Below are 13,602 nucleotides of genomic sequence, written 5' to 3' on the forward strand. Positions count from 1 at the left end.
TCTTCGTCGGGAGACAAGAGGTGCCCAGGTGCGCCCTGCGCGAAAGCACGGCGCTTGCGCTCCTTGGAGCGCGACGTTCCCGCCCGGCATCGCCGCGGCGCATGGGACGCCACGGGCGGCCGTATTGCGCATGCCGCATCCATCGAGATCCGAACGACTCGCGAACCTACACATGTTCTGTCGGACGCGCGAGCAGCACGGGCGAGGAGGCCGGTGGATCGATCCGGTGGAACGGATCGGATCAGGCGGCGGGAAGCAGGGACTTGGTGCGGCCGGGGTGGTTGGTGGCGATCCAGCTGACGCCGAGGTCGGCGCACAGTTGGACGTCGTCCGGGTCGTCCACGGTCCAGCAGTAGGTGGCGCGGCCCGCGGCGGCGGCCTTGTCGACCAGATCGGGGTGCTCGCGCAACGTCTTCACCGAGGGGCCGACGGCCGTGGCGCCGACGGTCGTGGCCGCGGATCCGCCCAGGTAGCGGGATGATTCACCGAGCAGGACGGTGGGCAGCAGCGGCGCGGCGCGGCGGATGCGCCACACCGCGGTGGCCGCGAACGACATCACGACCGCTCGGGAATGGTCGGCCGAAGCCGGAGTGGCGATGCCGAAGCGCTGGAGTTCTGCGAGCAGCTTGTTCTCCACCAGCGCGCCGTAGCGAACCGGGTGCTTGGTCTCGATGAACAGCTTGGTCGGCCTGCTCCGCCAGTCCAGCACGAGGCCGATCAGCTCACTGAGGGTCAGCACCGAGGCGGGCTCGCCGTCGGAGCCGAAATCCAGGCTTCGCAGCTCCTCCAGCGTCATCTCGCTGACCAGCCCGCTGCCCGATGAGGTCCGGTCGACGGTGCGATCGTGCACGCACACCAGATGCCCGTCCCTGGTCAGCCGGACGTCGCATTCGACCCCGTCGGCGCCCTCCTGCAGCGCCAGCTCGTAGGCGGCGAGCGTGTGCTCGGGGCGCGCCGCCGAGGCGCCTCGATGCGCGACGACGAATGGCGCGCGACTGCCCTGGCTCACTTGGCCATAACCTCCTCCTGCTCACGGTCCTCAGCACCGTTGTCCTCGTGCGCCGGCTCGGCGTCGGCCGGTTCGGCCGCGGATCGCCGCCCACCGGGCTGCACCGGTTCGATCACCGGCACAGCGGGATCGACCGCGATCAGCCAGCGGCGCGCGGTCCGCTGGCGCCCGAGCAGGTCCCGGCCCTCTATGGTGCGCAGCACCCAGAGGGTCAGCAGCGCGACCGCCACACCCACCGCGTCGGCGAACGCGGTGAACAGCACCCCATCCGCTTGGGCCTGCAACGAATCCGCGGTGCGCCACAGTAGCGCGGCCGCCGCGACGAGGCCGCCGAAGACCCAGGCGACCCACCAGACCCGGACGGCCCGGACGATCCGGGGATCAGCGCGCAGCGCGGCCACTTCGCTCAGGAAAACTCCGGGCCACAACAGGTTGACCACCGGGACCAGAGACCCGAACGCGAGTGCTCGCGGAGACCGCGGGTCGCGCCGGCCTTCGGCGGCGTAGGCCGACCGCCTGACCTCGATGAGCGTTCCGACCGCGGCCACGGCCGCCAGCAGCGCGAGCACGATGGCGAGCACCCCCGCGCCGATCACCAGGGCGTCGGAAGTGAAGAGGACGGCGGGGTGGATCAGGCGCGTCCGGTTACGCAGCAAGACGGCGTAGCGCGCGAGCTCGGCGACGGCGGCCAGCCCGAATACGCCCGCGGTCGCGACGAGCAACCTGGTCACCGAATCGGTCAGTTTCCCGAACGGGCGCCGGACCGCGCCACCGGCCTGCGGCGGCGGGTCGATCAGACCCCAGCGTGGCATCTGCGTGTATCGAGGCGTGCGACTCCGCGTGGCCGACCGGGCGGACGGCTGCGCTCGGCGGCCGCGCTGGTCCGGTCTGCGCGCTATCCAGCGGTAGTTGCGGCGGTCGGCGGGCGCGTCGATCGGCGCGGGCGAGAGAAGGACGCCGCGGCAGCGCGGGCACCAATGCATCGGCGCCCCTTGCACGGCCCAGCGCGCCCCACAGCGCGCACAAGGTTGCACCACCGTACTCACCCGCGCACCTCGTTCTTTCGTCAGTAGATCTTCGCCTCGTGGTCGCCTTCCGCGACCAGCGGGCGGCCGGCCTGCTGCCACGCCACCATGCCCCCGTGGACCTGAACGGCCTCATAGCCGATGTGCGTGAGGTATTCGACCACCTGCATGGACCGGCCGCCCTGCCTGCAGATGACGTAGAGCTCCGCGTCGTACTCCAGCTCGTCGACCCGGGCGGGGACGTCGACCATCGGGATGTGGATCGCCCCCGGGGCGTGTCCGAGCCGCCACTCGTCGTCCTCGCGGACGTCGAGCAGGATCGGTCGCGGCGTGTCGGCCGGCGCGGGGACGCTGTCGAATTCGGCAGGCACGTCCTCCACCGTGACCGACGGAACGTGGGGGCTCGTCACAGATTCGATCCTGCCATGGGCGGCGGGCCGCCGTGCAGTTCCATGGCCGGGGAGCGGGCTCGACAGCGGGCGACGACTTCAGGTATGTTCTCCCCTCCGGAACTCGACCGCGCCCCTGCTCGATGCTGGTTGTGCATAACTCGGGCGAAGTTATCCACATAATCCACAGCCTGATCCACAAGGCGCAGCTACCGGCCGCCATTTCCCGAGTTCACACCCCTTCACAGCAACTGATCAGTTACCGAATCGGGGGATATTCCAAACTTTCGGTCTGCAATCGCCCGCCCGACCCTATCGAGCGACAGGGTTCACCCCCTAATGGCAGCGATGCGAATGACCGATCCGGGACTCCCCTCCTGTCATCCCGGAGCGGCCATTCGTCGCCGACCTCGGAACCTGCGGCCGAAGAGGTTCCGATATCTACTTGGACGGGGCCGGGCCGCGATCGGTTCCATCGAATCCAGAACGCCGCCGAAATACCGCGATCCGGCAGTGCCGATCGGTAGCCTTGGCCTATGAACGCGAGCAGGGGGATACGCCACGGAATGGATACCGCAGGGCTGAACATCGCGTTGTCCGAGGCCACGTGCCTCGGGCTCGCGGTCGATCAGCCCGCGGGCGAACTGCGACTCGACCTCGAGGTCCTGACGCTTCCCGAAGAGGGGACAGCCACCGAGGACTACCAGGTGCAGCTGACGTTCACCGGCGTGAGCCGGGTCGCCGCGTCGCTGCGCACACAGCACTGGGACGACCTCGAGCCGCAGGTGCTGCCGCTGCAATTGGACGGTCTGGACGAGGCCATCCGAAGCTTCGGCGGTGGACGGCTGCACGGTTGGGAGTTCATCGACCTCGACGACAGCAGCTGGGCGCTGTGGAGCGAACTGCTCAGCTTCGACACCCGGATCCGGGATGACGAAGCCCCGCACGTCCTGGAGTTCTCCCAAGAGGAGGGCATCGATCCGCGCGAGCTGGACATCCGGGTGTGGTTCGACGACATCGTCGTGCACGACGCGCGCGGCAAGCAGATTCCCCTGCCGGACTTCGTCGCGGGCGGCGCGCGATGGTGGCAGGCGCACGACGCGGGTGATCCCCGGGCGACACGGCCCGGTATCGCTCCGCCGCTGTGAGCGCCGCACCCGGAATCGTCCCGAGCCGACCGCGCATCCGCTGATCGGATGTGCGGTCTTCCGCGCTCAGGCGCCTGTGCCCACCGGGCAGCTCACTCCGGTGGCGTGCACCGGGCAATATCCGCCGGGGTTCTTCGCCAGATACTGCTGGTGATAGCCCTCGGCGTAGTAGAAGGCCGCCAGGCCGGGCAGCGGCGCGATCTCCGTGGTGATCTGCCCGTATCCCGCCGCGGCGAGGCGCTTGCCGTATGCCTCGGCCGTCGAGCGGACGAGATCCGCCTGCTCGGCGCCGAAGGTGAAGACGGCCGAACGATATTGGGTGCCGCGGTCGTTGCCCTGGCGCATGCCCTGGGTGGGGTCGTGGTTCTCCCAGAAGTGTTTCAGGATGCCTGCGTAGTCGATCACCGCGGGGTCGAACACGACGAGCACCGCTTCGGTGTGCCCCGTCCGTCCGCTGCAGACCTCTTCGTAGGTCGGGTTCGGCGTATACCCGCCGACATAGCCGACTGCCGTGGCGTAGACGCCCCCGAGCTCCCAGAAGCTCTTCTCCGCACCCCAGAAACACCCCATCGCGACGACCGCGAGCTGGAGTTCTCCCGGGAACGGCGGACGGATCGGGTGACCGTTGACGTAGTGGGTATCCGGCACGTCGAGCGGCTCCGCCCGGCCGGGCAGTGCTCGCTCGGGCGCGACCATGACGGGTTCGGGGAGGCTCAGACGCCCCACTAGTTCGTCGTACCACGACATGGTTCGATGCTACGCGTGCGTTTCCAGTGGGGCCGATGTGCGTGATGTGACGGTGCACCACCCGCTGTGTGTGAGCGGCGTCACCGGAATGTGCGGGCGTGGGCCCGAGTTGGAATCGACCGGGTGTACGAATGATGGTTGGCTGTGCTCGGAACAACGGGCACAACCGGCCCGACATAGGAAGGGACATCGTGGCTGAGTACACGCTGCCAGATCTGGATTACGACTACAGCGCCCTGGAGCCCCACATCTCCGGGCAGATCAACGAGCTTCATCATTCCAAGCACCACGCCGCGTACGTCGCCGGTGCGAACACCGCGTTGGAGAAGCTGGAAGCCGCTCGCGAGTCGGGCGATCACAGCGCCATCTTCCTGCACGAGAAGAACCTCGCGTTCCACCTGGGTGGGCACGTCAACCACTCGATCTGGTGGAAGAACCTCTCCCCCAACGGCGGCGACAAGCCGGTCGGCGAGCTCGCCGCGGCGATCGACGACCAGTTCGGTTCGTTCGACAAGTTCCGCGCGCAGTTCACCGCGGCGGCCAACGGCCTGCAGGGCTCCGGCTGGGCGGTGCTCGGCTTCGACACCCTCGGCCAGAAGCTGCTGACCTTCCAGCTCTACGACCAGCAGGCCAACGTCCCGCTGGGCATCATCCCGCTGCTGCAGGTCGACATGTGGGAGCACGCCTTCTACCTGCAGTACAAGAACGTCAAGGCGGACTACGTCACCGCTTTCTGGAACGTCGTCAACTGGGCCGACGTGCAGGAGCGCTTCGCCAAGGCGACCTCGCAGGCCAAGGGCCTCATCTTCGGCTGAGCCGGCTCAGCGCCCGAACCGGGTCCGCGAATCCGTCCGCCCCGCGCGGACCGGATCGCGGGCCCGTTCCGCTTTCCGGCGACGCGGGCGCGTTGCCGAGCCCGCCGCCCCCAGCCCGCGTTTCGGGACACGGCGAGGTGGGGCCCCATCCGCCGGGGACGCAGCCTGATTGCCCGCCGAGCGGCTTCCGGCTGTCCGATTGGCACTCTTTGGTACTTGTGTGCCAGGTGACTCGTGGTTCATATTCGGGAATCCACATAAAAAGTACGGGCAAGGTCGCCCCCGGGTTCGACAACGGGAGGCAGGAATGCGCACGAACGAACCGATCGGCATCACGCCGTTCCACTCGCGCGGGTCGCTACGTGGCTTCGTGATCTCCGGCCGCTGGCCGGACACGACCAAGGAGTGGGCCCAGGTGCTGGTCCTGGCGGTGCGCGTGGCGACGCTACCGGGCCTGCTGACGACCTCGACGGTGTTCGGAGTCCGCGAGGACCTGCCCGACGATCCCGCCCCCGGCACGGTCGGCCTGGTGATCGCCGAGGGCCCGGTCCTCGGTGACGAAGCCGTCGAGCCGGGTCACTTCGCCGAGCATGTGCCACCGGCGCTGCTGATGCTGCATCCGCCCTGCGAGACGCGCCCGTCGCTGCCCGAATGCACGGGCGCGGCATCCGGGTGTGTTCTGCTGCCCGGCGTGCCCCATCTCGGTTTGGAACACCGCGCCGCTTGGGCGGAGGCGGAGTCCGACGGCACGGTTACGTCCCTGGTCAGCCGGGTCGGACTCGACCCGATCAGCGATCCCGACACCGCGGTTCTGGCCATGCTGCTGGCCGCGTGAGGGTAACCGAAATTCGCCACGTGGATCGCCAAACTTATTGTGCGCATTGCGATTTCGATTACAGCGGGTTGGCATGAGCGGCTTGCCCGGGTAGAGTCGGCTGCAGCGAAGGGGAGTAGCCCCCAATCGCGCAGTCGACATACTGACCCGCCGGCCCACCCGGGCCCGGGTCCGGCTGTGTGAACCGGCATTCGTCCGGTGGGCGAGACCTTCGGCCTGGACAACCATTTCGTTGTCGGCCGGAGTCCACCCGTTTCTCCGACCGGCAGGCCGGAGACCTGGGAGCCGCCACACATGATCGCCACCGTATTGCTGAGTATCGGCATCGTCTTCCTCGCCGAGCTGGGCGACAAGTCCCAGCTCATGGCGCTGACGTTCGCGCTGCGCTATCGCTGGTGGGTGGTGCTCGGCGGCATCGCGACGGCCTCCGCGGCGGTGCATCTGATCTCGGTCGGCGTCGGATACTTCCTCGGCGCGGCCCTGCCGACTCGGGCGATTGCGCTGATCGCCGCCGTCACCTTCCTGGCCGTCGGTCTGTGGACCCTGCGCGAGCATTTCGGTCCCGGCGACGACGACCCGCAGCCGAAGACGCCGAAGGCCGCCGGTGCGCCGTTCTTCGTGGTGCTGTCCGCGTTCCTGCTCGCCGAGCTGGGTGATCGCACCATGTTCGCGACCGCCGCGCTGGCCACCGACTACGACTGGGCGGGCGTCTGGCTGGGCTCGACCATCGGCATGGTCGCCGCCGACGCGCTCGCCATCGCGCTGGGCATCCTGGTCGGCAAGCACCTGCCGGAGCACGCCATCGGCATCGGCTCGGGCCTGCTGTTCCTCTACTTCGGTGCGGCGACCCTGCTCGGCGCGGCCGCACCCGGCCTCGGCGCCGTCGCGGTCGCCGGGCTCGCGGCGCTCGTCCCCGCACTGGCCGGTGCGGCGCTGCTGCTCACGCGGATGACTCACCGCGCGCGTCCAGCGCCGCCCCATACAGTCCGCCACCCCGGCGCACCAGCTCGAGCAGCGGTTCCCGCAGCGCCAGCAGACCACCCGAGTCCCCGGCCGCGATCCGGGCGGTGACCATCGAACCGACCGCCGCGACCAAGGCCTGACAGGCGAAGCGCTGCTGCTCGGTCCGCGCGTCGAGCACGGCGGCGATCAATTCGACGAACCGCTCCTGCAGCTGGGCCCGGCGCGCGATGGCCGCCGACCCCACCGCGAACACCTCGACCAAGAACAGCCGCGCGCTCGCCGGGTCGTCCACCAGATACTGGAGATAGGCGCGCAGGATCCGGTCCATCCGCGCCATGGCGTCGCCGTCGCCCGGTGCGGGCGAGACCTCGTCCTGCTCGGTGGCCTCGGCGATCCGGTCCAGCAGCAGCTGCACCGCGCGCTGATAGGCCGCCTCGAAACAGTCCTCTTTGGAACGGAACTGCTCGTAGAACGTTTCCCGCGACACGCCCGCCCGCTTGAGGATCGCCGCGACAGATGTTCCGATGTAACCGTTCTCGGCCATGGCCTCCGCCGTCGCGACGAGGATCCGCTCACGCTGCGAGGCGATCACCTGCTCCCGCGGCAGGCCGTGCCTGCCTCGGGGCAGGCGTGCGCTGAGGGCCGATTCGGTCATACGGAGACTCCGGTGTTCGGTAGAGCTGACTGGGCTGTTCCATTCTGCGTGGTCGGTTCTGCCGCCCTGCCGGACAGGGTGCGCGCCGGGAACACCGATCGGTAACAAGTCGCGGGAGCCGTGCAGGGCCGCGCGCCGAGCACCGGTTAGGGTGCAATTGACGAAAGGCCAACTGGCTGTCACAAACGAGAGGACCATCGTGGAGATTTCGGGTTCCGCCGCCATTGTCACCGGAGGCGCATCGGGCCTCGGCGCCGCCACCGCCAAGCGTTTCGCCGAACTCGGCGCCACCGTCTTCGGACTCGATGTACCGCAGTCGATCGAGCGCGCCGGCGACAACGTGCCCGCCGGGGTCACCCTCATTCCCGCCGATGTCACCAGCAATGACGAAGTCAGCGCGGCCGTCGCGCAGGTCGCCGAGTCCGGCGCGCCGCTGCGCATCGTGGTCAACTGCGCCGGTGTCGGCTGGGCAGGCCGCATCCTGTCCAAGAACGGCCCGCACGACCTGGAGCTGTTCCGCACGGTCATCACGGTGAACCTGCTCGGCACCTTCAACGTCATGCGGCTGGCCGCCGACGCGATCGCCAAGACCGACGCCGTGGACGAGTACGGCCAGCGCGGCGTGATCATCAACACCGCCTCGGTCGCCGCGTTCGAGGGCCAGATCGGTCAGATCGCCTACTCCGCGTCCAAGGGCGGCGTGCACGGCATGACCGTTCCGGCCGCGCGTGACCTGGCTCAGTTCGGCATCCGGGTGAACACCATCGCCCCCGGCATCATCGACACCCCGATGCTGGCCGGCGTCACCGAGGAGTACCGCAAGGGCCTCGAGGCGGGTGTGCCCTTCCCGTCCCGCCTCGGCCGCCCGGACGAGTACGCGCAGCTGTCGCAGTACATCGTCGAGCACGACTACCTGAACGGCGAGACGATCCGTATGGACGGCGCACTGCGGATGGCGCCGCGGTAGTACCGCTCGGTTGTCCCGCCAGCGCGCGGCTCTTCCTCGGAGGGTCGCGCGCTGTCGTCTCTCACCCCTGCGGCTTGTGACCGATGCCGAGGTACGCCGTGGTGGACAATGGGCAGTTCGGCCGGTACTTCTCAGCGAGGAAAGTCTTCATGACGGCTGCGCGGCGCGCCCATTCCTCCGCGCTCACACTGTGGCGCATGAGTTCCAGCGGAGCGCTGCTGCGCACCATGGTCTCCCACATCTCCTCGTGGTCGGCGAAGGTCAGCGCGATCGAATGCCGCTGGATGGATACCGCTTCGAAGCCCGCGCCGCGCATCTCCGATTCGAAGACCTCGGGATTCTCCAGACTCAGGAAGTTCGGTTGCGGCTCCTGGATGTTCGGGTCGGCCGCGGTCAAGGCGCCGAACATCATCCGCATCAGCGGCGAATCCGCGATCGGCGCCCAACTCGACACCACCGCGGTGCCGCCCGGCCGCAGCACGCGGAACAGTTCGGCGAACCCACGACCGCGATCAGGAAAGAACATCAGGCCGAACATGGAGAACCCCGCGTCGAACCGGTCGGATTCGTACGGCAGCTCCTGGCCGTCGCCCACCCGCGCCTGAATATTCGTCAGCCCGGCGGCGGCTGCGTCCTTCGCCAGGCGCGCGATCATCGACTCCGCGAAATCGATGGCATCGATCTGCGCCACGCTGCGCGCTGCCAGCAGACTCAGCGTGCCCGGCCCCGCCGCGACGTCCACGATCCGCGACGCGCGCGACAACGACGCGAACTCGAGTGCCCGCGCCGCGAACGGCTGCATGATGGCAGGTGCGAACTCGGCGTATCCGTCGGCGACGAGATCCCATGGCTCGGCGACGGCAAGCGGGTTTGCGGACATGTTGTGACGATCCTTTCAGACATCCACATCTAACCGCGCCACCCGGGGGCGAACTCCCCAGTTCTGCGAATATGCCACCTAGACGGCCACCGTAACCGGGAAATGGCCCAAACATCAACGACCGCAAGCCGCGACCGGAGGACACGGCGTGGTCCTCCGGTCGCGAACGGGTTCACAGCGTGCGGGTGAGCCGATCGGTGAGGATGTGGGCGAAGTGCGCCGGATCCTTCAGTTCACCGCCCTCGGCGAGCACCGCCGTGCCGAACAGCAGCTCGGCGGTCTCCGACAACTCGGTCGCCGTGCCAGCGTCGGCCTCCTCCCGCTTGGCGGCGTACGCGTCGCGCAGGCCGGTGACCAGCGGGTGGGCCGGGTTGAGTTCCAGGATCCGCTTGGTCTCCGGCAGCGCCTGGCCGGAGGCCCGGTACATCCGCTCGAGCATCGGCGTGAAGTCGAAGACATCACCGACCAGGCAGGCCGGGGAGGTGGTGAGCCGGTTGGTCAGGCGCACCTCCTTGACGCTCTGCTCCAACGTCTTACCCAGCCACTGCAGGACATCGGCGAAGTCCTTGTCCTGCTGTTCGCGCAGCGCCTCGGAGGCCTTCTTCTCCTCCTCGGTTTCCAGATCGACCTCGCCCTTGGCGATGGACTGGAACGCCTTGCCGTCGAATTCCGGCACCGAACCGACCCACATCTCGTCGACCGGGTCGGTCAGGATCAGCACCTCGCGGCCCTTGGCCTTGAACGCCTCCAAGTGCGGGGAGCTCTCGACCTGCTGACGGGTCTCGCCGGTCATGTAGTAGATCGTGTCCTGCCCCTCGGGCATCCGCTCCACATACTGGGCCAGCGTGGTCAGCTCGGTCTCGGAGTGCGTCGAGGCGAACGAGGACACCTGCAGGATCGTCTCGCGGTTGTCGAAGTCCGAGAGCAGGCCCTCCTTCAGAACGCGGCCGAACTCCTTCCAGAACGTCTGGTAGCTGGTCTGATCCTCGGCGCCCTGCAGATCCTTCACCGTGGACAGCACCTTGCGCACCAAGCGCTTGCGGATCATCTGGATCTGGCGATCCTGCTGCAGGATCTCCCGCGAGACGTTGAGCGACAGATCCTGCGCGTCCACCACACCCTTGACGAAGCGCAGGTACTCCGGCATGAGCTCCTCGCAGTTGTCCATGATGAACACCCGCTTCACGTAGAGCTGCACGCCGCGCTTGTGCTCACGGGTGAACAGGTCGAACGGCGCGTGCGAGGGGATGAACAGCAGCGCCTGGTATTCGAAGGTGCCCTCGGCCTTCAACGGGATGATCTCCAGCGGATCGTCCCAGCCGTGGCTGACGTGCTTGTAGAACTCCTTGTACTCCTCGTCGGAGACCTCGCTCTTCGGGCGCGTCCACAGCGCCTTCATCGAGTTGAGCGTCTGGTCCTCGAGGATGGTCGTCTCCTTGGCGTCCTCACCCTCGCCCTCGGTGACGGTCCGCTCCACCTGCATGCGGATCGGCCACGCGATGAAGTCGGAGTACTTCTTGACGATCTCCCGCAGCTTCCATTCCAGCGTGTAATCGAAGAGGTGATCCTCCTCGTCCACCGGCTTCAGCTGCAGCGCGACCGACGTGCCCTGCGGGGCCTCGTCGAGTTCTTCGATCGTGTAGGTGGAGCTGCCCGCGCTCGACTCCCACCGGGTGCCGGTGGTCTCCCCCGCCCGCCGGGTGGTCAGGGTGACCTTGTCGGCCACCATGAAAGTCGAGTAGAAACCGATGCCGAATTGGCCGATCAGTTCCTCCGCCGCCGCCTCGGACTTGGCCTCGTTCAGCTTCTTGCGCAGCTCGGCGGTGCCGGACTTCGCGAGGGTGCCGATCAGGTCGACGACCTCGGCGCGCGACATGCCGACGCCGTTGTCCCGCACGGTCAGGATCCGGTTGTCCTTGTCGACCTCCAGCTCGATGTGCAGATCGGAGGTGTCGACGTGCAGATCCTTGTCCCGGAAGGACTCCAGCCGCAGCTTGTCCAGCGCGTCGGAGGAATTCGAGATCAGCTCCCGCAGGAAGGTGTCCTTGTTGGAGTAGACGGAATGGATCATCAGCTCGAGCAGCTGATGGGTCTCTGCCTGGAACTCGAGTTGTTCGACGTGCTCTGTCACGACGCGATGGTACCGCCGCGTCCGGACTACCGAGCCGAAGGAGGCACCACCGCGTAACCCGGAACGGCCTCGGCCGATCGCGGATCGGTAGCCGGCCGGAAGTCGGCGATGCCGGGAACCTCCGCGTCGGCGCGGGTCGTCATCCACTCACGCAGCACCTGGGTGGCCCGGACGTCGTCCTCGTTGTACTCCAGCAACCGGGTGCGCTGGGTCTGATCCGGCGCGGCGCCGTCGTAACCGACCGCGAGCCGATACCAGCTCATCGACGCCTCGCCGCCCGCCTCGGGATCACGCCACGAGAACCCGGCCACCGGCGCGATCTTCTTCAGCCCCTTGCCGTTCGGGCAGATGAACTGGTCGGAGACGGCCTGGAACATGTCCACCCATTGCGGCCCGTCCACGAACGCGCGCACCTGCTCCACCGTCGGCACACCGGGGCGGCCCGCGAACCGGCGCGCCGATTCGTACAGCCACTTGTCCTCGGCGGTGCGTGAATAGCAGTACGCGGCAAACGTCTTGCCCGCCGCGGCCGCCTCGGCGCGCACCGTCATCAGCCAGGACCAGAACTCACCGAAGGAGCGGCCCTCGTCCTCGGTGGGCAACGGATCCCAGGTGACGAACGGGCGGTAGACACCATTCAGCAACGTCCCCCACAGGTACGCGCCGTACTCCTGGAAGCTCTCCAGATCGACGTCGACCTCCACGTCCGCCCGCCGCACCCGCACACGTTCGACGCGCCGCACCACCGGCGCGCCTGCGATCCATGCCCGCGCCGTGACCACGGCCTCGTCGAACGGGCCGTGCTGCCAGTCCTCGGGCTCCTCCCCCGCCCAGGCGGCGAGCTCATCGATCGTCTCGATGTCGTGCCTGCGCAGCACCTCGGCGCGCGAACCGGGCGCCACCAGGCTGACGTCGCGGTGCTCGATCAACCAGCCCTCGCAGCTCGGGCCATCGATCCCCCGCGTCCACCATGGGCACTGCCTGCATTCGGGCACCTTCGAGGGGATGGTCGGCAGCTCGCCGCGCACCACCGCGATCCGATCGGCGTAGCGGCGGTCGTAGTCGGCCAGCAGCGGAGCCAGATCGTGGACCAGGATGCGATCGAAGTCGAAGCCGATGACACCGCCCAGCAGCGCGGGGCTGGCCAGACCGTGACGTTGCAGCATCCGGTGCAGATGGGCGAGCCGCTGCTGGTCGCGGGGCTGCGGACGCAGCTTGCGGTGCGGATCCGGTTGCGGATTCCAGTGATAGGGATCGGAGGTGGTGGGGTGGAAATCGGCCGGTTCGGGTTGCCGCGGGTCGGTCACCTTGTGGTTCACCACGATGACCGGGATGTACCCGCCGCGGTCGGCGTCGCGCAGCAGGATCTCCGAGCCCCCGCGCCTCCCGGTGTCCGGCTCCTGCGGTAGCAAGCCGCCCCAGATGTGCCGCGTGCCTGCTTCGCACGCGCGCATGGTGGCTTCGGCGCGCTCGGCGGCGCGTAGGCCCGGGTCGATCACCACCCAGGCGTCCGGGTCGGCGCCGACCAGCGCGTCGCGCACCCGGAGGCGGTGCGCGGCGGCGGCGTCCCGGCGCTGGCGTACGCCCGCGTCCTCGGAAATCCCCGCCAGTGCGTCGGGGTACGTGGCGTCCAGACGCAGCCGATGGCGGCAGCCGATCAACGCCCTGGCATCGATGAAGGCGGTCGGCACGTCGGTGGCCCGATCCACGGCCGTTCCGTTGCGCTTGCGACCATCCCGGTCACCGATGTCCGAATCCACGCTAAGCAGTATGGTCCCTACCCCCGACAGTGTTGAATTCCAGCGCCTGCGGCGCTGGGTGTTCGCGGCCCCTCATGGCTCGCCTTCGAGCTACCGCCGCTTGCTCCTTCGTCGCGTACACGGCGGCCGCTCGAACGCGAGCCGGGCCGCGAACGGCGGATGCTCGGTCTCGCTTCGCTCGAAACCGGGAGTTGAGGTGGGTGGTTGCGTCGGGCGGTGATCGCCGCATCCAGAGCAGGGCAGGACGGGGGGGCACGAGATATCCGGCCGGCTCGCTC

The 13,602-nt window shown here is 68.3% G+C and carries 12 protein-coding genes and 1 pseudogene; 5 read left to right on the forward strand and 8 right to left on the reverse strand.

The genetic code is table 11. The features are described from left to right. Positions 1-241: 241 nt before the first annotated feature. The 3 genes from NNI01S_RS08685 to NNI01S_RS08695 all read right to left on the reverse strand — a co-directional run bounded on the left by NNI01S_RS08685 (position 242) and on the right by NNI01S_RS08695 (position 2,444). On the reverse strand, positions 242-1,009 hold the full coding sequence (locus NNI01S_RS08685) for a glycerophosphodiester phosphodiesterase (RefSeq protein ID WP_063019289.1): 768 nt from the start codon (positions 1,007-1,009) through the stop codon (positions 242-244). Continuing rightward, entirely contained in the window at positions 1,006-1,821 is an 816-nt protein-coding gene (locus NNI01S_RS08690; RefSeq protein WP_245676035.1) for a DUF4328 domain-containing protein, read from the reverse strand. Before NNI01S_RS08690 ends, NNI01S_RS08685 begins: the two co-directional genes overlap by 4 nt. A gap of 254 nt (positions 1,822-2,075) precedes the next feature. Beyond that, entirely contained in the window at positions 2,076-2,444 is a 369-nt protein-coding gene (locus NNI01S_RS08695) for a rhodanese-like domain-containing protein (RefSeq protein ID WP_084488643.1), read from the reverse strand. A 515-nt stretch (positions 2,445-2,959) separates the two neighbouring features. On the opposite strand from NNI01S_RS08695, the gene NNI01S_RS08700 reads away from it, so the two are divergent. After that, complete coding sequence (locus tag NNI01S_RS08700; protein ID WP_063019296.1) at positions 2,960-3,571, forward strand: hypothetical protein; 612 nt, start codon at positions 2,960-2,962, stop codon at positions 3,569-3,571. A 66-nt stretch (positions 3,572-3,637) separates the two neighbouring features. Here the strand turns inward: NNI01S_RS08700 and msrA are convergent, their stop codons facing one another. Beyond that, positions 3,638-4,318 carry a peptide-methionine (S)-S-oxide reductase MsrA gene (gene msrA / locus NNI01S_RS08705; protein ID WP_063019298.1) on the reverse strand — a complete coding sequence of 227 codons (681 nt, stop codon included), beginning with the start codon at positions 4,316-4,318 and terminating at the stop codon, positions 3,638-3,640. Positions 4,319-4,509: 191 nt separating this feature from the next. Between msrA and NNI01S_RS08710 the strand changes: the two genes are divergently transcribed. The 3 genes from NNI01S_RS08710 (at position 4,510) to NNI01S_RS08720 (ending at position 7,039) form a co-directional block, all read left to right on the forward strand. Then, complete coding sequence (locus NNI01S_RS08710; RefSeq protein ID WP_039794275.1) at positions 4,510-5,133, forward strand: superoxide dismutase; 624 nt, start codon at positions 4,510-4,512, stop codon at positions 5,131-5,133. A gap of 307 nt (positions 5,134-5,440) precedes the next feature. Further along, complete coding sequence (locus tag NNI01S_RS08715) at positions 5,441-5,968, forward strand: hypothetical protein (RefSeq protein WP_063019300.1); 528 nt, start codon at positions 5,441-5,443, stop codon at positions 5,966-5,968. Between the two features lie 294 nt (positions 5,969-6,262). Then, positions 6,263-7,039: a TMEM165/GDT1 family protein gene (locus NNI01S_RS08720; RefSeq protein WP_084488645.1), complete on the forward strand. Its 777-nt coding sequence runs from the start codon at positions 6,263-6,265 to the stop codon at positions 7,037-7,039. Positions 7,040-7,370: 331 nt separating this feature from the next. On the opposite strand, the pseudogene NNI01S_RS36480 reads toward NNI01S_RS08720, so the two are convergent. Continuing rightward, positions 7,371-7,811, reverse strand: a pseudogene (locus NNI01S_RS36480) (TetR/AcrR family transcriptional regulator); the annotation flags it as partial. Between NNI01S_RS36480 and NNI01S_RS08730 the strand changes: the two are divergent. Further along, positions 7,786-8,553 carry an SDR family NAD(P)-dependent oxidoreductase gene (locus NNI01S_RS08730; RefSeq protein WP_063019304.1) on the forward strand — a complete coding sequence of 256 codons (768 nt, stop codon included), beginning with the start codon at positions 7,786-7,788 and terminating at the stop codon, positions 8,551-8,553. The pseudogene NNI01S_RS36480 and the gene NNI01S_RS08730 overlap by 26 nt on opposite strands. Before the next feature lie 61 nt (positions 8,554-8,614). Here the strand turns inward: NNI01S_RS08730 and NNI01S_RS08735 are convergent, their stop codons facing one another. The 3 genes from NNI01S_RS08735 to NNI01S_RS08745 all read right to left on the reverse strand — a co-directional run bounded on the left by NNI01S_RS08735 (position 8,615) and on the right by NNI01S_RS08745 (position 13,273). Then, entirely contained in the window at positions 8,615-9,433 is an 819-nt protein-coding gene (locus NNI01S_RS08735; RefSeq protein ID WP_063019306.1) for a class I SAM-dependent methyltransferase, read from the reverse strand. Between the two features lie 172 nt (positions 9,434-9,605). Then, the gene (gene htpG / locus NNI01S_RS08740) at positions 9,606-11,564 is read right to left on the reverse strand and encodes a molecular chaperone HtpG (RefSeq protein WP_063019308.1); all 1,959 of its coding nucleotides are present in this window, start codon (positions 11,562-11,564) and stop codon (positions 9,606-9,608) included. A 26-nt stretch (positions 11,565-11,590) separates the two neighbouring features. Then, a complete protein-coding gene (locus NNI01S_RS08745) occupies positions 11,591-13,273 on the reverse strand; it encodes a TM0106 family RecB-like putative nuclease (RefSeq protein WP_245676041.1) in 1,683 nt (560 codons plus the stop codon). Between the last annotated feature and the right edge of the window lie 329 nt (positions 13,274-13,602).

This window comes from Nocardia niwae NBRC 108934 = DSM 45340 (assembly GCF_001613465.1).
Taxonomy (GTDB): Bacteria; Actinomycetota; Actinomycetes; order Mycobacteriales; family Mycobacteriaceae; genus Nocardia; species Nocardia niwae.